Origin of the sequence: uncultured Moraxella sp. (assembly GCF_945873075.1) — a bacterium.
GTDB lineage: Bacteria > Pseudomonadota > Gammaproteobacteria > Pseudomonadales > Moraxellaceae > Moraxella.
This window is the reverse complement of sequence record NZ_CAMCBS010000020.1, coordinates 15,324-35,353: the sequence shown is the minus strand read 5'-3', so window position 1 is coordinate 35,353 and position 20,030 is coordinate 15,324. Positions and strand designations below refer to the sequence as shown.

Annotated in this window: 16 protein-coding genes and 1 riboswitch; of the genes, 13 read left to right on the top strand and 3 right to left on the bottom strand. The window is 46.2% G+C overall.

Features of this window, described 5'->3' with window-relative positions:
• Positions 1–426 precede the first annotated feature (426 nt).
• The 11 genes from dnaA (at position 427) to Q0N89_RS07540 (ending at position 13,572) form a co-directional block, all read left to right on the top strand.
• Positions 427–1,812, top strand: coding sequence for a chromosomal replication initiator protein DnaA (gene dnaA, locus Q0N89_RS07590; protein ID WP_294035042.1), 1,386 nt, complete (start codon positions 427–429; stop codon positions 1,810–1,812).
• Positions 1,813–1,852: 40 nt separating this feature from the next.
• The gene (gene dnaN / locus Q0N89_RS07585) at positions 1,853–3,010 is read left to right on the top strand and encodes a DNA polymerase III subunit beta (RefSeq protein ID WP_294035040.1); all 1,158 of its coding nucleotides are present in this window, start codon (positions 1,853–1,855) and stop codon (positions 3,008–3,010) included.
• A gap of 2 nt (positions 3,011–3,012) precedes the next feature.
• Positions 3,013–4,215, top strand: a complete 1,203-nt coding sequence (locus Q0N89_RS07580) for a DNA replication/repair protein RecF (RefSeq protein ID WP_294035038.1) — start codon at positions 3,013–3,015, stop codon at positions 4,213–4,215.
• Positions 4,216–4,397: 182 nt separating this feature from the next.
• Positions 4,398–6,857, top strand: a complete 2,460-nt coding sequence (gene gyrB, locus Q0N89_RS07575; protein ID WP_294035036.1) for a DNA topoisomerase (ATP-hydrolyzing) subunit B — start codon at positions 4,398–4,400, stop codon at positions 6,855–6,857.
• 101 nt (positions 6,858–6,958) lie between these two features.
• On the top strand, positions 6,959–8,518 hold the full coding sequence (guaA, locus tag Q0N89_RS07570; RefSeq protein WP_294035033.1) for a glutamine-hydrolyzing GMP synthase: 1,560 nt from the start codon (positions 6,959–6,961) through the stop codon (positions 8,516–8,518).
• Between the two features lie 249 nt (positions 8,519–8,767).
• On the top strand, positions 8,768–9,253 hold the full coding sequence (locus tag Q0N89_RS07565; protein ID WP_294035031.1) for a septal ring lytic transglycosylase RlpA family protein: 486 nt from the start codon (positions 8,768–8,770) through the stop codon (positions 9,251–9,253).
• A complete protein-coding gene (locus Q0N89_RS07560; protein ID WP_294035029.1) occupies positions 9,253–9,627 on the top strand; it encodes an FKBP-type peptidyl-prolyl cis-trans isomerase in 375 nt (124 codons plus the stop codon). The genes Q0N89_RS07565 and Q0N89_RS07560 overlap by 1 nt, the downstream gene beginning before the upstream one ends.
• A gap of 162 nt (positions 9,628–9,789) precedes the next feature.
• Positions 9,790–10,254, top strand: coding sequence for a DMT family transporter (locus Q0N89_RS07555; protein ID WP_294035044.1), 465 nt, complete (start codon positions 9,790–9,792; stop codon positions 10,252–10,254).
• Positions 10,255–10,428: 174 nt separating this feature from the next.
• Positions 10,429–11,604: a type III PLP-dependent enzyme gene (locus Q0N89_RS07550; RefSeq protein WP_294035027.1), complete on the top strand. Its 1,176-nt coding sequence runs from the start codon at positions 10,429–10,431 to the stop codon at positions 11,602–11,604.
• A gap of 23 nt (positions 11,605–11,627) precedes the next feature.
• Positions 11,628–12,278 carry a tyrosine-protein phosphatase gene (locus tag Q0N89_RS07545; protein WP_294035025.1) on the top strand — a complete coding sequence of 217 codons (651 nt, stop codon included), beginning with the start codon at positions 11,628–11,630 and terminating at the stop codon, positions 12,276–12,278.
• 10 nt (positions 12,279–12,288) lie between these two features.
• The gene (locus Q0N89_RS07540) at positions 12,289–13,572 is read left to right on the top strand and encodes a valine--pyruvate transaminase (RefSeq protein ID WP_294035023.1); all 1,284 of its coding nucleotides are present in this window, start codon (positions 12,289–12,291) and stop codon (positions 13,570–13,572) included.
• 97 nt (positions 13,573–13,669) lie between these two features.
• On the opposite strand, the gene Q0N89_RS07535 is transcribed toward Q0N89_RS07540, so the two are convergent.
• The gene (locus tag Q0N89_RS07535) at positions 13,670–14,023 is read right to left on the bottom strand and encodes a RidA family protein (RefSeq protein WP_103034614.1); all 354 of its coding nucleotides are present in this window, start codon (positions 14,021–14,023) and stop codon (positions 13,670–13,672) included.
• A gap of 44 nt (positions 14,024–14,067) precedes the next feature.
• Complete coding sequence (locus Q0N89_RS07530; protein ID WP_294035020.1) at positions 14,068–15,318, bottom strand: D-amino acid dehydrogenase; 1,251 nt, start codon at positions 15,316–15,318, stop codon at positions 14,068–14,070.
• Positions 15,319–15,448: 130 nt separating this feature from the next.
• Positions 15,449–15,547, top strand: a riboswitch (TPP riboswitch).
• Between the two features lie 84 nt (positions 15,548–15,631).
• On the opposite strand from Q0N89_RS07530, the gene thiC reads away from it, so the two are divergent.
• Positions 15,632–17,557: a phosphomethylpyrimidine synthase ThiC gene (gene thiC / locus Q0N89_RS07525; RefSeq protein ID WP_294035018.1), complete on the top strand. Its 1,926-nt coding sequence runs from the start codon at positions 15,632–15,634 to the stop codon at positions 17,555–17,557.
• Between the two features lie 2 nt (positions 17,558–17,559).
• Here thiC and Q0N89_RS07520 read toward each other — a convergent pair whose 3' ends face one another.
• Complete coding sequence (locus tag Q0N89_RS07520) at positions 17,560–17,979, bottom strand: YqaA family protein (protein WP_294035016.1); 420 nt, start codon at positions 17,977–17,979, stop codon at positions 17,560–17,562.
• Between the two features lie 94 nt (positions 17,980–18,073).
• On the opposite strand from Q0N89_RS07520, the gene Q0N89_RS07515 reads away from it, so the two are divergent.
• Positions 18,074–19,909, top strand: a complete 1,836-nt coding sequence (locus tag Q0N89_RS07515; protein WP_294035014.1) for an ABC transporter ATP-binding protein — start codon at positions 18,074–18,076, stop codon at positions 19,907–19,909.
• The last annotated feature ends 121 nt before the right edge of the window (positions 19,910–20,030 follow it).

Sequence of the window (20,030 nt, the reverse complement as noted above, 5' to 3'; positions counted from 1 at the left end):
TTATAATGCGAAAAGTTTGCAAATCAAGACTTTTTTGAAAAGTTATCCACAGATTAACGATTTTCTATTTTTATATTATATAAAATAAAAATAATAATACTAAAGAGCATATTTTTCTGTGTATAAATCAATTTTATTTTGAAAAAACAATCACTTATATTGTGGAAAAACATGTGAATAATATGTGGTAAGAATGTGAATAACTTTCAAAAAATACTTATCCACAGAGTTATCCATAAAGTTATCCACAAAAAATAGTACTTGTATTTTGGGCAAAATATGATAATATTTGCAAACATTTTGGCGAAGATGTCAAAGTTTTATGGTTAAGTTGCGATGCATGCCAGGTATATTTATTTGGCAAAAAGCATATTTTTGCTTTAAAAAAACATGCATCGCTGACAAATTGATTGATTGGGATGGATCATGAATCTGTTTGAGTTTCACGATGGTCAAGATACCGCTGGCGCACCTGACGCTGCTCAGGTGTGGCAGTCGTGCTTGGCAGATTTAAAATACATGATCGAAGAGTATAATTTTCGTCAATGGATTGAGCCTTTGAAGGTACAAAGCCGTGAGCATGAGCTTGTCTTGTTCACACCCAATGGCATGTGGTCAAACCATCTGAAAAAAAACTTTCAAGATAAGCTTGATGAGGTTGTGCTAAAGCATGGTGGTGGTGTGCTGACATCCACACGCATTGAGGTGATGGTTAGCACCACGCCAAGCACACCAAAAAAAACAGCACCCAAAAAAATCAAACAAGTATCAGTGATTGAAGAAGGGTTGGCGATTGAGCCTGCATTTACCTTTGAGGCGTTTGTACGAGGCAAATCCAATCTTAATGCTTATAATGCCTGCTTTGAGCTGTCAAAAAAAGATGCCAAATACCATAGTAATAAAATTTTTATTTTTGGTTCATCAGGTCTTGGCAAGACGCACTTGATGCATGCTATGGCGCACCGCTACATCAAACAAGGTAAATCGGTGTGTTATTTTACTAAAGATCATTTTCATACCGTGACACGCCCTTGTTTTACCAATAATGGCGTTGATCAATTTGTCAAAAAAGTTTGCAAAGCGGATTTGTTGATCATTGACGATCTGCATACTTATGATGGTAAAAGCGCACCTAGAACAGTTGATCTGCTGATGCGTTTGTTTGATGAGTTTTCAAAAGATAACACCCGCCAAGTAGTGATGGCGTCAGATCAGCCGCCCCTGCGAATGCATAGCTTTGGCGATCGTAATATGTCACGATTATCTGCCTGCTTGTCTATTGCTATTGAAGTGCCTGATATGGATTTGCGTGTGCAGATTCTTGAAAAAAAAGCCATGACGATTGGTATCGAATTACCACGCGATTGTGCGATTTTTATGGCACAAAATTTACCAGCGGATGTGCGTGCGCTTGAAGGTGCGGTCAAGCAGGTGGAGTTGATGGCGCAGCTGCGACACGAACCTGTCACGCTCAATCTGGTCGCTGATGCCATCAAAAGTCAAATTCAAGAACGAGCACGCGCTGTCAATGCTGAAAATATTCGTGATTTGGTGGCGGAATTTTATCAAATCTCACCCAAAGATATGATGGGTAAAAAGCGTGTGCGCACCATTGCAAGACCTAGACAGATTGCCATGGCGTTGATTCGTGAATTGACCAATGACAGTTTTCCTGAGATCGGCCAAGTCTTTGGCGGACGGGATCACACCACAGTAATGCATGCTTGTGAGAAGGTCAAAGAGCTGATCGAAACAGATGCAAATGTAGAAAAAGATTATCATTCACTCAGACTGATGTTACAATATCAATAGGCCAACTTGGCATTTGTCCGAATTTAAACAGTGAGTTTTTATGAAATTATCCATTAACCGAGAGCTGCTCATCAAGGCGATTAATTTGGTGGTCAAGGCAGCGGATAAGCGCCATCGTTTTGTGATTTTGGGCAATATCAAATTGGTGCTCGAAGAAGGGTTTTTGACCTTGACGGCATCGGATTTGGAGCTGGAGCTCACCACCCGTTTTGCCATTCCAGCGGGTGCGTGCGTGCAAGCGGGTGCGACAACACTGCCTGCTGAGATGTTTTTTAACATCTGTAAATCACTGTCCGAGGATACGGTGGTGGTCGATGCGCCAGAAGGTACTAACCGCTGTCTGATTACCAGTGGCAAGGGTAAATATACGCTAAGCACCCTACCTGCGCAGGATTTCCCAAGTATCGGCACGGCTGTGCCGTCTAGCGTCGTCAAAATCAGCCAAGGCGATTTAACCAGTCTCATTCATCATACCCGCTTTGCGATGGCAACCCAAGATGTGCGTCATTATCTCACTGGTATGCTGTTTGAAATCAACGAAAGCAAGCTCACCGCAGTTGCCACCGACGGTCATCGCTTGGCGGTTGCGCACCGCTTATTGTCTGACAGCTACGCCACAAGCCAAGTGATTATCCCGGGTAAGGCGGTAGCTGAGCTTGAACGCTTATTGCTTGAGCTTGCCAAGACCACAGATGATGCCAATTTGGTCGGATTGGGTTTTGATGAAGAATTTTTGCAAGTGGCGCTGACCTTGACCGACGAAGAGAGTCAAGCACAGCTGGATGTCAGCCTGTCGGCTCGCCTGATTGAAGGCAAATTCCCTGACTATCGCCGAGTGCTACCGACCAATAATGATAAGATTGCAAGCTTTGATAAAGAAGAAGCGGTGGATGTACTGCGTCGTATTTCGGTGCTCAATAGCAAAGAAGTGCCCGGTGTGATGCTAGGATTTGCCGCTCAAGATGTCTGCCAAGTAGGTGTGCATAACAAAAATCACGGTGATGCCGAAGAAGTGCTTGCGGTGAATTTTAGCGGTGAGCCGATTGAGCTATCATTCAATGAATCCTACCTACGAGCGGTGCTCAATGTGCTTGATGGGCAAATTCGCCTTGAGATGAATCAGCCAAGCTCGCCAGTGCTGATTTATCAAATCGGTGATGAGCTGCATCAATATGTCGTGATGCCAATGCGTGTGTAGTTGTGATTGACCACATCCGCATTCACCATCTGAGAAATTTAAGCCAAGCTTCATTATCATTTGCCAAGTGTAATTTGATTTATGGAGATAATGGCAGTGGCAAGACATCGCTGTTAGAAGCGGTGTTTTTGCTGTCTCGGGGCAAAAGCTTTCGCCATCATGAGCCCAAGCGCTATATCAGCCATCACCAGCAAGCGTGTACTATCTGGGCAAGCACCAATTTTCAAGAGCAGTGCACCCTTGCTATCCAAAAACAGCTGGATGGTATGGGTAAATCTGATACTTTATTAAAATTTAACGAACAAACCGCCCAAAGCCAAAGTGTGCTCAGCTTTCATCTGCCGACGGTGCTGATTGACCCAAGTAGCATGAGCCTACTTGATGAAGGCAGTGGCAGTCGTCGGCAACTGCTCGATTGGCTTGCATTTCACGTGAAACCTGAATTTTATCATCAGTGGCTACAGTATCAGCGACTGCTCAAACAGCGCAACAGCCTACTTAAGTACCCTAATATCCAGCATCGCATCAATGAGCTGACAGCGTGGGATATGCAGTTATCGCACTATGCGCAGGCACTGCATGAGCATCGTGTGTCGATGTTTGATGAATGGCAAGCGGTGTTCGCTCAGATGGTAGCAAAGCTATTACCAAATTATGCGGACAAAATCAGCCTGCAATATTTGGCAGGATTTGATACCACTCAGCCACTATCACAAACCCTGTCCGCTCGGGTGATGCAGGACATTGAGCTTGGCTATACCCGCATCGGTGCGCATCGTGCTGATGTCGGCGTGATACTCAAAGCTACCCATGATGACGGGCAAAAGCTGCGTGAACAAGCCACACACATCCTGTCTCGTGGCGAAAAAAAACTACTCATCACCGCCTTACGCCTATCACAATTAAGCTTGATTTGCACCTTGCTCAGTCAAGGCAAATCCGCCATCACTCACCCACCTGTGGTGCTGATTGATGATATTGATGCCGAGCTTGATGATGCCGCCACCAATATCTTACTTGACACCGTGCTATCTTTGCCTTGCCAAAGTATCATCAGCACGCTCAACGCTGATATCCATAGCCAAATCCTGATGCATCTACAGACACTTGAGCAGTCAAGTGACCTACCGAATTCCCAAACTGCCACCAGTTATAAAATGTTTCATGTGAAACAGGGTAAGTTTGCAGAAATTTATGCACAATAAGCCTGTGGGCAAGCTGGGATTGGTGCATCAAACCACACCTGTTATCGCACAAAAATTCCTACCGAAACCATCGCAGTTGCGGTGACTTTTAATAAAAAAAATGCTATAATGGCTGATAATTTTTTATTAATGATTTTGGGCAAAAATACCGCCCAGTCTAAGCACCTTGTGAAGGATTTGCCATGAGCGAAACGATCGATCAAAACCAACAGGTCGAAGCACAAAATACAGAATATACCGCCAAAAATGTCCGAGTTCTGCGTGGGCTTGAGGCGGTACGAGTACGCCCTGGTATGTACATCGGTGATACTGATGATGGCACAGGCTTACACCACATGGTCTTTGAGGTGGTGGATAATGCCATCGACGAAGCATTGGCAGGTCATTGTGATGAAATCAATATCATCGTGCATGATGATGAGTCGGTGTCGGTGATGGATAATGGTCGTGGTATCCCTGTTGATATCCACCCCGAAGAAGGCGTGTCGGCTGCCGAAGTCATCATGACCGTGCTACACGCAGGTGGTAAGTTTGATGATAATTCCTATAAGGTCTCAGGCGGTCTGCATGGCGTGGGCGTGTCTGTGGTCAATGCCTTGTCCAAAAAACTGGTGCTAAACATCTGGCGTGATGGTCATGCACACAGCCAAAGCTATACTGATGGCGTGGCAGATGCACCACTTGCCAAGCTTGAGCCATCGACGCAGACAGGCACTCAGGTGCGTTTTTATCCAAGTTTTGAGATTTTTAAGGGTGTGACCACCTTTGATTATGACATCCTTGCCAAGCGTCTGCGTGAGCTGTCTTTTCTCAATTCAGGCGTGCGTATCGTGCTGACCGATGAGCGTACAGGCACGAGCGAAGTATTTGAGCACAAAGGCGGTCTGTCGGAGTTTGTCAATTATATCAATGGTGGCAAACAAACGCTGAATGATATCTTTCATTTTACCGCTGATGGCGCTGATGGCATCGGTGTGGAAGTGGCGCTACAATGGTCGGACAGCTACAACGAAAAAGTGCTGTGCTTTACCAATAACATTCCCCAAAAAGACGGTGGCACGCACTTATCAGGCTTTCGCTCGGCGTTGACTCGCTGTCTAAATGCCTATATGGATTCAGAAAATATCGCCAAAAAAGAAAAAGTGCAAGTCACTGGTGATGATGCTCGTGAAGGTCTGACAGCGATTATCTCGGTCAAAGTCCCTGACCCAAAATTCAGCTCACAGACCAAAGACAAGCTTGTCTCAAGCGAAGTCAAATCCGTGGTTGAGACCACCATGCATGAGCGCCTATCTGAATACCTGCTTGAGAATCCAACCGCTGCCAAAGCCATCGCTGCCAAGATTATCGATGCCGCTCGTGCTCGTGATGCCGCTCGCAAGGCGCGTGAGATGACTCGTCGTAAAAGCTCGCTGGACATCGCAGGCTTGCCGGGTAAATTGGCGGACTGCCAAGAAAAAGACCCTGCATTATCCGAACTGTTTATTGTCGAGGGTGACTCGGCAGGTGGTAGTGCCAAGCAAGGGCGCAACCGTAAAATGCAGGCGATTTTGCCACTTAAGGGTAAGATTTTGAATGTCGAGCGTGCTCGATTTGACAAGATGCTCTCAAGTGCTGATGTGGGTACGCTGATTACCGCACTTGGTACAGGTATCGGCCCTGATGAGTACAATCCTGATAAGATTCGCTATCACAAAATCGTCATCATGACCGACGCCGATGTTGATGGCTCGCACATTCGCACCCTGTTATTGACATTCTTTTTCCGTCAAATGCCTGAGCTGATTGAGCGTGGCTATATCTACATCGCTCAGCCACCACTGTATAAGGTCAAGCGTGGCAAGCAAGAGGTGTATCTCAAAGACGGCGAAGCGCTTGATTCTTATCTATTGTCATCGACCATTGATGACCATCAGCTATTTTTGAGCAAAGACACCCCTGCCATCACTGGCATGGCGCTCGAAAAACTGCTCAAAGACTACAGCCAAAGCCAAGTGGTCAAAAACCGCTTGCAGGGCAAATATCCATCAGAGCTACTTGATGCGCTGACCTTTGTGCCGAAGTTTGACACCACAGCCACAGGCAATCGTGATGCGATGCAAGCTTGGGTGGATGCACTACAAGCCAAATTGCGTGAACTTGCACCAAAGCTTGAGCCATCGGTTGAGCTTGCCGAGATGACAGGTACGGAGTCTGAAGCTGGTCAGTGGCTACCACGAGTGACGATTTATATGCACCGCCTGCCACAGCATTATCTCTTGGATTTGGGATTTTTGGGTTCGTCCGACTATGCGCGCCTACTACGCCTAAGTGGTGAGTGGAATACTGTGCTGACCGAAGAGGCATTTTTACGCCGTGGCGACAAAGACAGCGCCATCAAAGATTTTCACCATCTATGGGAGCAGCTGATGCAAGCGGCTCGTCGTGGCGTCGATGTTCAGCGCTATAAGGGCTTGGGTGAGATGAACAAGGAACAACTGTGGGAAACCACTATGGACCCCGAAAATCGCCGTATGCTCAAAATCACCATCGAAGACGCCATCAAAGCCGACCATCTGTTCAGCTGTCTGATGGGCGATGATGTCGAGCCACGCCGTATCTTTATCGAAGAAAACGCCCTAAATGCGGATATTGATGCTTGATTTACCTAGTGTTGCCCAACGAGATGTTGGGCATTGCTTTACATTTATGATTTATCCTTAAATAATTTGCCATCATTCTTTTACTATCGCAGGAAAGACTCATGACCAACATCACCCAAGACCGTATTTTAATTTTAGACTTTGGCTCACAATACAGCCAACTGATTGCCCGCCGAGTGCGTGAAGCAGGCGTATATTCTGAAATGTATGCTTATGATATGTCAATCGAGGACATCAAAGCCTTTAATCCAAAAGGCATTATCTTATCAGGGGGGCCTGAAAGTGTACATGAAGAAGGTAGCCCACGAGCACCGGAAATTGTCTTTAATTTAGGCGTACCTGTACTTGGCATTTGCTATGGTTTCCAAACCATGTCTGAACAATTAGGCGGAAAAGTTGAAGCAGGCGATGTGCATGAATTTGGCTATGCTGAGATTAACATCACCCATCAAGATGCTTTATTAAGCAAAGTCGGCGATGAAAAAAATCAATCTCAAGTATGGATGAGTCATGGTGATAAAGTTGTACGTTTACCTGAAGGATTTAGCGTAACATCAAGCACGCCAAGCTGTCCTTATGCGTCTGCTAGTGATGAAAATCGCAAATTTTATGGCGTACAATTTCACCCAGAAGTGACGCACACAGCAAAAGGCACAGAACTGATTTCAAACTTTGTACATATTATTTGTGGTTGTGGCAATGCGTGGAATTCAGAAAATATTATTGAATTACGCATTAAACAACTCCAAGAGCAAATTGGCGACCAAAAAGTATTGCTTGGTTTATCAGGTGGTGTAGATTCATCTGTGGTCGCGGCATTGTTACACCGTGCCATTGGCGACCAATTAACCTGTGTTTTTGTGGATAATGGCTTATTACGTCTCAATGAAGGCGACCAAGTCATGCAAATGTTTAGCGACAATATGGGGATTCGTGTCATTCGTGCTGATGCAGAAGAGCGTTTCTTAACCGCATTAGCAGGGGTTACTGACCCAGAACAAAAACGCAAAATTATTGGACGTGAATTTATTGAAGTCTTTGCCGAAGAAGCCCGCAAGCTTGATGGCGTAAAATTCTTGGCACAAGGCACGATTTACCCTGATGTGATTGAGTCAGCAGCCAGCAAACAAGGTAAAGCTCATGTGATTAAATCACATCATAATGTGGGCGGATTACCTGATGATTTGGCGTTTGAATTGGTTGAGCCATTGCGTGATTTATTTAAAGATGAAGTGCGTAAGCTTGGCGTGGCGTTAGGCATTCCACATCATATGATTTATCGTCATCCATTCCCAGGCCCAGGCTTAGGGGTGCGTATTTTGGGTGAAGTGAAAAAAGAATATGCGGATATTCTGCGTCTTGCTGATGATATTTTTATGCAAGAACTCCGTGCGTCTGGTTGGTATGATAAAACTGCTCAAGCCTTTGCCGTGTTCCAACCTGTAAAATCTGTTGGTGTGGTGGGAGATGGTCGCCGTTATGCGTGGGTGATTGCTCTTCGTGCTGTTGAAACGGTAGATTTTATGACTGCTCGTTTTGCTCATTTGCCGTATGAACTCATCGATAAAATCTCAACGCGTATTATGAACGAAATTAAAGATGTTTCTCGTGTGGTTTATGATGTCAGTAGTAAACCGCCTGCAACGATTGAGTGGGAATAATCATTTTACTTATAAAATCAAAAATCGCTCAAAAAAATTGGGCGATTTTTATTTTAACCCGCTGTTTTTCTTGTATTTTATCATTATTTGATATGGCATGGATTTAGCAACAATCCAGCAACATTAAATAGCAATTGTTATAAAAATGTCAAGAAATATGTAATCCCTTGTAATCGCCATGGGATTTGGCTATGATAACCGCCATTATTTAAATCACCCAACCAGCGGGTTTTGCCCAAGGAACAAGGTATGAAAAAATTATTACTTATTGCTGCAGTGATGGCTACAACAGCTGCATCTGCCAATGTTGCCACTTATTATGGCGATAAATTTCATGGTCGTAAGACTGCCAGTGGTGAGCGTTTTAACCAAAATGCCATGACCTGTGCCAGTAACACCCATAAGATGGGTACACTGCTTGAAGTGACCAATGTCAAAAATGGCAAGTCTGTGGTTTGCCGTGTCAATGATACCGGTGGCTTTAGTAAATACGGCGTGGCACTGGATTTATCAAAAGGTGCATTTGCCAAAATCGCCCCACTAAGCCAAGGCCGTGCACAGGTAAGCATCCGTCCAGTATCAGGCGAGACACTACAAGCATCGAACACTGCATCGCTAGCACAACAAAAGCTTAATGAAGAAAAGGTGGCTGCCGCACTGGCTGCCATTGAGCCTGTCACTATCAATCAGACGGCTACCATTAGTCTGGCAGCCAATGTATCAGCGACCGAATAATGACGGATTTAAACGACATTACAGTCACTGACATCACCGTCGGCACAGGCAAAACTGCTGTCAAAGGTGCGCTGATTGTCACCGAATATACCGGCAAGCTTGATGATGGCACAGTATTTGACTCATCCATCAGTCGTGGGCGTGCCTTTGAGTGTGTCATCGGCACAGGGCGTGTGATTAAGGGCTGGGATTTGGGTGTGCTTGGCTTTAGCACAGATGATGCGGTTGTCGCACCGATGCAAGTGGGTGGCAAAAGACAGCTGATTGTCCCTGCGCATCTGGCTTATGGTGAGCGAGCTGTGGGCAAAATCCCACCGAACTCGACGCTACACTTTGAGATTGAGCTCTTAGAAGTACGCACTCGTGATGACTGATGGTGATAATAATCGACTACTGATTGAGCTTGCCGAATTGGCAGGCTTTTTTTGTCGCTGATTTTCGTTGATAAGCTGAATACCTGATGATATGGTCATTGATATTGACAGCCGAGCAGATGATGCACTATGATGTAATTACGATATAACATTGAGTGTGTAATTGTGAAACTGCCGTATATCCTTATCAGTTTAATTGGTGGCGCAATTATTCCATTGCAACTTGCAATGGTTAATGCCTTTCGTCAAAGTACACATGCTAGCCAGATACAGGCGACTTTTTATTTGTATTTGGGTGGTATGGTTGCATCGGCTTTACTTGCATTTGTGATGAGTGGCACGCTAAGACCACCGATGCCGACGCAAGCGAGTTGGTGGATGTGGTTATTTGGTCTGCTCGGCAGTTTTTACATTTTATTTATGTTTATTGCTGCACCAAAAATCGGCTCAGCGAATACACTGCTTTGGGTGTTTTTGGGACAGATGTTATTCGCCACCATGTTTGCGCATTTTGGTTGGTTGGGTCTTGAAGTACGCAGAGTTGATGCGATTAAGCTTGCAGGATTGGCACTGATTGCCATTGGGGGTTTGGTGATGATTTATGCCGAAAATCGACAAGGGATTTAATGGTGATAACAGTAAGCTTGTTACTATGACAAGCTTATTTTGTTTGATCAAAATGTGCAAAATCCTAGCTTGAATTGCTAAAAGCTTGTTATAATAACTGGGTAAAAAAATGCGTGAATTACGCTGATTTGTCGTGTTGCACACATCCAAATAATCGCATAGGAAAAAAACAAGATGATTAAGATTGACCAATATTTTGACCAAGCCCAATGGCAAAAATTCACCCAAGCTGCCGAAGGGCAAGAAACGCCACTACTGGTCGTGGATCTGAGCCGTATCAAGACCAAGTATGAAGAGATGGTCAGTCTATTTCCTAAGGCGAAGATTCACTATGCGATGAAAGCCAGTCCTGCGGTAGAAGTGGTCAAATATCTGGCGGATCTGGGCTCAAACTTCGACTGTGCATCTATCTATGAGCTTGATCGTGTGCTTGACTGCGGTGTATCGCCTGATCGTATCTCGTATGGCAACACCATCAAAAAAGCCGATCATGTTAAGTATGCCTTCGAAAAAGGCATCACGCTATATGCGACAGACTCTAAAGCAGATCTAATCAATATCGCTAACAATGCCCCAGGCTCAAAAGTCTTTGTGCGTATCTTGGTACATGGTGCGGATACCGCCGAATGGCCATTGTCTCGTAAGTTTGGTTGCCACCCTGATATGGCGGTGGATCTATTGGTACAAGCCAAAAATTTAGGTCTAATCCCTTATGGTATTTCGTTCCATGTCGGTAGCCAACAAAAAGATGTCGCTGCGTGGGATGATGCACTTGCCAAGGTCAAATATATGTTTGACTGGATGAAATACGAAGAAAATATTCAGCTAAAAATGATTAATTTGGGTGGTGGTTTCCCAACCAACTACATCAGCGAAGTGAACCCTGTCAAGGTCTATGCCGAAGAGATTCATCGCTACTTATCTGAAGATTATGACGAAGATGAGATGCCTGAGATTATTCTTGAGCCAGGTCGCTCGATGGTGGGTGATAGTGGGGTGTTGGTCTCGGAAGTGGTGCTGATTAGTCGCAAATCACGCACCGATTTGACACGCTGGGTATATACCGATGTCGGCTTATTTCAAGGTTTGATTGAGACTTTGGGCGAAGCCATCAAATACCCTGTCTATACCCCAAAAATGGAAACCGCCACCGAAAAAGGCACAGTCATCCTAGCAGGCCCAACCTGTGATAGCACTGATATCATGTACGAACACGCCGCCTATAAACTGCCACAAAACCTTGAAATCGGCGATAAGCTATACTGGCTCACCACAGGTGCTTATACCAACTCGTATTCATCGGTGGAGTTCAATGGCTTTCCACCACTCAAAGTGAAATACATTGAGTGATGTTTCACGTGAAACTGTTCCATGTGAAACATACAGCTTGTCATAAACGTAGCAGTCAAGCCAAACGCACCGCGCCAAAGCTGATACTGATGATGGCCATGGCAAGTGTGCTGACTGCGTGTGCAACGACACATAGTACACCTATGATGCACCCGCCGCATTGGGCGACGCTGATTGATGCATCGGCAAACTTTTATCGTGTGGATGACAAACTATATCGCAGTGAACAGCTGACAGTAGAGGATTTGGCACTACTTGAGCGTACAGGCATACGCACCATTGTCAATCTGCGTTTCTTTGATCGAGATGATGATAAGCGCGCCTTTGACGGCACGGCGATACGCTTGGTGAATACGCCGCTTTTGACGTGGTCAATCCAGCCTGATGAGTTGGCGCAGGTGCTATATACCATTCGTCAAGCTCAAGATGATGGTGCGGTGCTCGTGCATTGTTATCATGGTGCAGATCGCACAGGCATAGTGGTGGCGATGTATCGGGTGATTTATCAAGGTTGGTCAATCGCTGACGCTAAGGCAGAGATGCAGCAGGGTAATTTTGGTTATCATAGCATCTGGAAAAATATCGATCGCCTGCTTGATGAAGAGTCAGTTGCCAAAGTGCGTGCATCGCTTGAGCACTTATCTGCTAAGCAGTCTAATATCAGTTCTAAATAATGAGTCAATTATGAAATTTTCAAAATTTGGTCAAAAATTCACTAAAGACAGCGCCATCTTGCAGTTGATGGACGATCTTGGTAATGCGCTCAATAGCGATAAGCCAGTCAATATGCTGGGCGGTGGTAACCCTGCAAGCATTCCTGAGCTCAATGCGGTGTATCAACAGACGCTTGAGAGCGTGGTGGCAGATGCGTTTGCGCTGGATAGCGTAGGTAATTATTCCAATCCACAAGGCGATACCAAGTTTATCAATACTTTGGTTGAGTTTTTTAATCGTCATTATGGCTGGGGTCTGACCAGTGACAATATCGCCTTGACCAATGGCTCACAAAATGCATTCTTTTATTTGTTCAACCTATTTGCAGGGCAGTTTGATGATGGGACGGATAAGGCAATTTTGTTGCCCTTAGCACCTGAATATGTCGGCTATGCCGATGTGCATATTGATGGCGTGCATTTTGTGGCTGTACCGCCAAATATTGAGCTGGTGACACATGAAGACCGTGAAGGATTTTTTAAGTATCGCGTAGATTTTGATGCTTTAGAAAATTTAGAAGAATTAAAAAATGGCAAGATTGGTGCGATCTGTTGCTCTCGCCCAACCAATCCAACGGGCAATGTCTTGACCGATGATGAGATGGCAAGGCTCACCGCCATCGCCAAAAAATACGGCGTACCACTGATCGTCGATAATGCCTATGGGATGCCATTTCCCAATATCATCTATACCGATACTACACTGATGTGGGATCGTGATACGGTGCTGTGCTTTAGCCTATCCAAGGTGGGCTTGCCAGGCACTCGCACGGGCATCATCGTCGCTGATGCGCCGATTATCAAGACCATCAGCAATATGAATGCCATTGTCAATCTCTCGCCGGTGCGCTTTGGGGCGACGGTGGCGACACCGTTATTTGCTGATGACCGTATCAAAACGCTGTCCGATACAGTGATTGCGCCATTTTATCAGACGCAGGCAAGCCTTGCGGTATCACGACTACAAGCGGAGTTTGATGGTTATCCTGTCAAGATTCATAAGCCAGAAGGGGCGATTTTCTTGTGGGTGTGGTTTGAGAATTTACCGATTTCAACGACTGTGCTGTATCAGATTTTAAAAGAGCAAGGCACGCTTATTATCCCGTCTGAGCATTTCTTTGTCGGGGTAGATACCACCAATTATCCGCACGCCAAAGAGTGTATCCGCTTATCCATCGCCCAACATGATGAGACCATCATCAAGGGCATCGCCACCATTGGTGAAGTGGTGCGCGGACTGTATGATGGCGTGTGATGACCAAATCTAAAAACTAAGCCCAATACTAAGTCCAATGACCAAAAAAATATCCGTGTATCATCTGATGCACGGATATTTTGTACGGGGATGGTGGTTATTTCACCGCAGCGATGACCATCACTTCAACGAGCCAATTTGGATTGACCAAATCCGCTTGGATGGTGGCACGCACAGGTGGTGTCGTACCAGCCACCCATGCTTTCCATTCGCTGTTAAAGCCTTCAAAATCAGCTAGGTTTTTGATGAATACTTGAGCAGATAATAGATGATGCTTATCAGTGCCTGCTTGTGCCAGCGCCTTATCGATATTGGCAAGTACTTGACGGGTCTGACCTTGGATGTCTAGGCTGTCATCATCAGGCACTTGACCTGCCAGATACACCACGCCATTGTGCACGGCGACTTCGCTGAGCACTTCATTACTGTCAAATTTTTGGATGCTTGTCATAAAAATATCCTTGTGTGTTGAGAAGTTATTGATAAATTAAGCAATCATTGATAGCGTGCCAATGATAGCCCTTCTAGGCTAATCTCGGGCGTCTGCTCGGTGATGATGTCGCTAATCAGCTTACCTGAGCCACATGACATCGTCCAGCCAAGTGTGCCATGACCAGTGTTCAGATACAGGTTATTGAGCGTGGTTTTGCCGATGATTGGCGTGCCATCGGGGGTCATTGGGCGAAGCCCCGTCCAGAATGTGGCATTGGGCAAATCACCACCGCCAAACAAATCATCGCAGACCATCTCAAGTGTCTCACGGCGTGATTGGTTTAGCCCCAAGTTAAAGCCTGACAGCTCAGCCATACCGCCGACACGGATGCGATTATCAAAGCGGGTGATGGCGATTTTATAAGTCTCATCCAGTACGGTTGAGACAGGTGCACGATCGGCATCGATGATCGGCACGGTGAGCGAATAGCCTTTGACAGGATAGACAGGTAAGGATAGCCCGAGTGTCTTTGCCATCGCACGAGAATAGCTACCAAGCGCTAGCACATAAGCATCTGCCATCATTGGCTCGCCATTGACCACGACACCTGTGATGCGGCTGCCATCGGTGCTGATGCTATCGATGGTGGCGTTAAATAGGTATTTGACGCCTAAGTTTTCGGTGAGTTTGGCAAGGTTTTTGGTGAATAGATTGCAGTCGCCTGTTTCGTCATTGGGCAGACGCAGACCGCCTAAGAGTTCGGATTTGGCACGAGCTAGAGCGGGTTCGACTTTTGCCAAGCCGTCTTTGTCGAGTAGCTCGTACGCCACGCCATAGTCCTTGAGCACCTCGATGTCATTGCCGACAGCGTCTAGCTGTGCTTGCTTGCGAAATAGCTGTAGCGTGCCACCGGTGCGATGCTCATAGCTGATGCCTGTGTCGGCTCGCAGCTGCTGTAGGCAGTCTCGGCTGTATTCGGCGACTCGCACCATGCGTGCTTTGTTGGTGGCGTAGGATTTGTCATTGCAGTTGGCGAGCATTTGGCACATCCACTGCGCTTGAAACGACGAGCCATCAGGACGAATGGCAAAGGGTGCATGCTTTTGGAATAGCCATTTGATGGCTTTGGTCGGAATGCCAGGGGCAGCCCAAGGGGTGGAGTAGCCAGGGGAGATTTGACCTGCATTGCCAAAGCTGGTTTCTTCGGCGACATCGCTTTGGCGTTCGATGACGGTGACATCCACGCCCTGTTTGGCAAGATAATAGGCAGAAGTGACGCCAATGACGCCACCGCCAAGCACGAAAACTTTCATAAAATCGTCCTGATGAACCACAAAAACATTGATATGATAACAAGGAAAAATGACAACAACAAGCAAAAAACCGCAGTGATGAAAATTTATCCAAAGCCCTGTTTGCATCGCCATTTTATGTTATACTAAATCCAACTTGACGGAGTGCCATCGATATGGCTGAGAGCGCAAGCAATCCGTTGAACCTGATACAGTTCGTACTGTCGTAGGAATCAAGTTTTCAAAATCTTAATCATCTGCCGATGGTTGTCTTTATTCATCATAAGATTTTTGATGGCTTGATTTGTTTTTTGCCATTTTTAAGGATATTATGATGAGCCAAACAAATCTATCCCAATCACTGACCAACCCAACCACTCAAGATGCCCTTGATGCCATTGAGCAAGCCAAGTTCGCAGACTGTGAACAAGATGCCAAAGATTTAACTCGCATTTTGCCTGCATCGAAAAAAGTCTATGTCCAAGGCTCTCGCATCGATATCCAAGTCCCATTTCGTGAAATCAGCCTAACCGATACGCCAACGAGTCTGGGCGGGCAGCCGAATCCATCAATTTTAGTGTATGATACGTCAGGCGTTTATACTGACCCTAAGGTAAGCATTGACCTAAACAAAGGCTTACCAAGTGTGCGTGGTGCATGGATTGCTGAACGAAATGACACCGAACAATTAAGCGGATTAAGCTCTCAATTTGGACGTGAACGCTTAAAAGATATTCGCACCGAAAATATCCGTTTTGCCCACATCATAAAGCCCAGACGAGCCAAAGCAGGTCGTAATGTTACGCAAATGCACTATGCTCGCCAAGGCATTATCACCCCTGAAATGGAATATATCGCCATTCGTGAAAACGGGCGCCAACGCGCGGGCGTGGATATGCGACAACACGCAGGGCAAAATTTTGGTGCAAAAAATTTAACTGAAATTACCCCTGAATTTGTCCGTCAAGAAGTGGCTGCGGGACGAGCCATTATTCCTGCCAATATCAATCACCCAGAATGTGAACCGATGATTATTGGACGCAATTTCTTGGTCAAAATTAATGCCAATATTGGCAACTCTGCCCTTGGCTCAAGCATTGACGAAGAAGTCGCCAAAATGACGTGGGCAACCCGTTGGGGAGCCGATACCATTATGGATTTATCAACAGGGAAAAATATTCATGAAACTCGTGAATGGATTATTCGTAACTCTCCTGTACCGATTGGCACAGTACCGATTTATCAAGCCCTTGAAAAGGTAAGCGGAATTAGCGAGGATTTAACATGGGAAATTTTTAAAGATACCTTGATTGAGCAAGCCGAGCAAGGTGTTGATTATTTTACCATTCATGCAGGCGTATTACTGCGTTATGTACCGATGACGGCAAATCGTTTAACAGGTATTGTCAGCCGTGGCGGCTCCATTATGGCGGGGTGGTGTCTAGCGCATCACAAGGAAAATTTCCTTTATACTCATTTTGATGAAATTTGCGAAATTATGAAAGCCTATGATGTTTCATTTAGTTTAGGCGATGGCTTACGCCCCGGTTGTATCACCGACGCCAATGATGAAGCCCAATTTAGCGAATTAAAAACCTTAGGCGAACTCACTCACCGTGCATGGCAACATGATGTACAAGTAATGATTGAAGGCCCGGGACACGTGCCAATGCACATGATTAAAGAAAATATGGACTTACAGCTTGAAGTGTGTAGCGAAGCGCCATTCTACACGCTTGGGCCATTAACCACAGATATTGCCCCCGGTTATGACCACATCACATCAGCGATTGGGGCGGCAATGATTGGTTGGTATGGCACGGCGATGCTGTGTTATGTAACACCAAAAGAGCATTTAGGTTTGCCAAATAAAAAAGATGTGAAAGATGGCATTATTACCTATAAAATTGCGGCTCATGCGGCTGACCTTGCCAAAGGACACCCTGGTGCGGCAGTGCGTGATAATGCCTTATCTAAGGCTCGTTTTGAGTTCCGTTGGGAAGACCAATTTAATTTAAGCCTTGACCCTGATACGGCGCGTGCCATGCATGATGAAACCATGCCAAAAGAAGCCCATAAATCTGCTCATTTTTGCTCAATGTGTGGCCCTAAATTCTGTTCGATGAAAATTACGCAAAATGTCCGTGATTATGCTAAAAGCGCTGAAGGCTCTGCGAAGGGCTTAGACATTGAAAAGGGCATGAATGAGATGAAAGAAAAATACCACAATGAAGGCAGTAAGCTGTATCATGAAATCTAAGGCTAGATGACACCAAGCCAAATCAGATACAGTGCGATATAACGAGTGGTTTTGGCAATACTGACGAGCAGTAAAAATCGCCAAAACCGCTCACGCATCACCCCTGCAATCAAGGTCAATGGGTCACCGATGATGGGTAGCCAGCTAAGCAATAAGGAATACACGCCATAGCGATGATAGCGTGCTTGGGCTTTGGTGATTTGTTCGGGTTTAAACGGGAAAAATCGATGATGGGCAAAGCGATGGACATTACGCCCCAGCCAAAAATTCACACAAGAACCCAAGACATTACCCACACTTGCCACGCCAATCAACGCCCACGCAGGATAGTCGCCAAGCAAATACAAAAGTATGGCTTCAGACTGTGCAGGCAACAGGGTGGCCGCCAAAAATGCGGATAGGAAGAGATTGAGATAGGGCATCGGCGCGTTCTGTGAGAAGAATACACCAATTATAACATCATCTCTGGGTGGTTTTTGTTATAATAATGAGTTTATAAAACTTTGTTGAACATCCATGTCATTTTTTTCTTATTTTGAAAAGCGTTTAGACTCATTTCCAGACATTACATTGCCCAAGACCACAGGCTCATTGGCATCATTTATCTATGCGTGTACGACAGGCTTTCGTGGCTGGCTTTTGCTATTTACGATATTGACCGCCATCTCTGGGCTGTACTGGGCGATGATCTATGCGTGGGTGGGGCAGATTGTCGATTGGATGAGTATCTATGGTGCAGGTGAGCTGTGGGCGAACAAAAAAACGGCGCTCATCACCATGCTTGCCATCAGTGTCTGTGTGCCTGTGGTGATGCTGTTTGAGACCACTGTGCATCATCAGGTGCTACAGGGCGTGGCGCCGATGCGACTGCGGTGGATATTTCATCAGCACATGCTTGGGCAGTCGATGCAGTTTTATCAAGAAGAGTTTTCGGGTAGGGTCTCTGCCAAGGTGATGCAGACGGCGCTGGCGGTGCGTGATGTGGTGATGACGCTGATTGGTGTGTTTGTCTTTATCATCACATTCTTGGTGGGGTCGGGGGCGGTGCTTGTGAGCTTGCATCCGTTATTGGCGATTCCGTTTGTGCTGTGGGTGCTGATGGTGATGGCGCTACTGGTGTTTTTATTGCCAAGGCTACAGCGCACCGCCCGAGCGCAGGCAGATGCTCGTGCCTTGATGACAGGGCGCATCACCGATGCTTATGCCAATATCAGCACGGTCAAGCTATTTAGCCATGCACGCCGTGAGTCGGCTTATGCCAAAGAAGCGATGACGCATTTTTTAGGTACCGTACATCAGCAGATGCGATTGGTGAGCGTGCTTGAGATCTTAGTGTCGAGCATTGCTTTGGTGACGGTGACAGGCTCGGTGGCGATGGGTGTGTATCTGTGGATGCAGGGCTTGGTCGGCGCAGGGGCGGTAGCGGTCGCAGGGGCGCTTGCGATTCGCTTGCAGGGCTTGACGCATTGGCTGCTGTGGGAGACGGCGTCGTTGTTTGAAAATCTTGGTACTGTCCAAGACGGTATGAAAACCTTGACCACGCCACATGCGGTCGTGGATCAAGCAGATGCTAAAGTGTTTCATGTGAAACAGGGTGATATTCACTTTGATGCCGTGTCCTTTGATTATGGTAAGGCAAATGCCGAGCTGCTCAAGGATTTTAATCTAAGCATCCAAGCAGGCGAGAAAGTGGGCTTGGTCGGCCGCTCAGGCGCTGGCAAATCAACCTTGGTGAATCTGCTGCTTAGATTTTATGATGTCAGTGGCGGCCGTATCACCATCGATGGCCAAGACATCAGTCAGATGACCCAAGAATCCCTGCGCCAACACATCGGTATGGTCACCCAAGACACCAGCCTACTGCATCGCACCGTGCGAGAGAACATCGCCTATGGCAGACCAGATGCCACTGATGATGAGATCATCGAAGCGGCCAAGGCAGCACATGCGTGGGAATTTATCCAAAATCTACAAGACAAGCACGGCAACACAGGGCTTGACACCCAAGTCGGTGAACGGGGCGTCAAGCTATCCGGTGGTCAGCGTCAGCGCATCGCCATCGCCCGTGTGATGCTAAAAAATGCACCGATTCTGCTACTGGATGAAGCGACCAGTGCGCTTGATAGCGAAGTGGAGCACGCCATCACCCAAAGTCTTGATGAGATGATGGCAGGCAAAACAGTGATCGCCATCGCGCATAGGCTTTCGACCATCGCATCGATGGATAAGCTTGTGGTGATGGATGGTGGGCGCATCGTCGAGATGGGCAGCCATGATGAGCTGATCGCCAAAGGTGGCGTCTATGCATCCTTATGGGCACGCCAAAGTGGCGGGTTTTTGGGTGAAGACTGACCAATGGTGATGATCAAGGCAGAATCACTGTGATTTTGCCTTGATCTCTAGCGTTTCATGATTGATACAGCTCGAATCGATAGAGTATGCATATAACAAATAATTTGTAATCAGCCAAAAA

What these genes read in the sequence shown, in the direction of transcription:
- dnaA (WP_294035042.1), top strand. Translation starts at nt 427, where the DNA reads ATGAATCTGTTTGAGTTTCACGATGGTCAAGATACCGCTGGCGCACCT.
- dnaN (WP_294035040.1), top strand. Translation starts at nt 1,853, where the DNA reads ATGAAATTATCCATTAACCGAGAGCTGCTCATCAAGGCGATTAATTTG.
- gyrB (WP_294035036.1), top strand. Translation starts at nt 4,398, where the DNA reads ATGAGCGAAACGATCGATCAAAACCAACAGGTCGAAGCACAAAATACA.
- guaA (WP_294035033.1), top strand. Translation starts at nt 6,959, where the DNA reads ATGACCAACATCACCCAAGACCGTATTTTAATTTTAGACTTTGGCTCA.
- Q0N89_RS07565 (WP_294035031.1), top strand. Translation starts at nt 8,768, where the DNA reads ATGAAAAAATTATTACTTATTGCTGCAGTGATGGCTACAACAGCTGCA.
- Q0N89_RS07560 (WP_294035029.1), top strand. Translation starts at nt 9,253, where the DNA reads ATGACGGATTTAAACGACATTACAGTCACTGACATCACCGTCGGCACA.
- Q0N89_RS07550 (WP_294035027.1), top strand. Translation starts at nt 10,429, where the DNA reads ATGATTAAGATTGACCAATATTTTGACCAAGCCCAATGGCAAAAATTC.
- Q0N89_RS07540 (WP_294035023.1), top strand. Translation starts at nt 12,289, where the DNA reads ATGAAATTTTCAAAATTTGGTCAAAAATTCACTAAAGACAGCGCCATC.
- Q0N89_RS07535 (WP_103034614.1), bottom strand. Translation starts at nt 14,023, where the DNA reads ATGACAAGCATCCAAAAATTTGACAGTAATGAAGTGCTCAGCGAAGTC.
- Q0N89_RS07530 (WP_294035020.1), bottom strand. Translation starts at nt 15,318, where the DNA reads ATGAAAGTTTTCGTGCTTGGCGGTGGCGTCATTGGCGTCACTTCTGCC.
- thiC (WP_294035018.1), top strand. Translation starts at nt 15,632, where the DNA reads ATGAGCCAAACAAATCTATCCCAATCACTGACCAACCCAACCACTCAA.
- Q0N89_RS07520 (WP_294035016.1), bottom strand. Translation starts at nt 17,979, where the DNA reads ATGCCCTATCTCAATCTCTTCCTATCCGCATTTTTGGCGGCCACCCTG.
- Q0N89_RS07515 (WP_294035014.1), top strand. Translation starts at nt 18,074, where the DNA reads ATGTCATTTTTTTCTTATTTTGAAAAGCGTTTAGACTCATTTCCAGAC.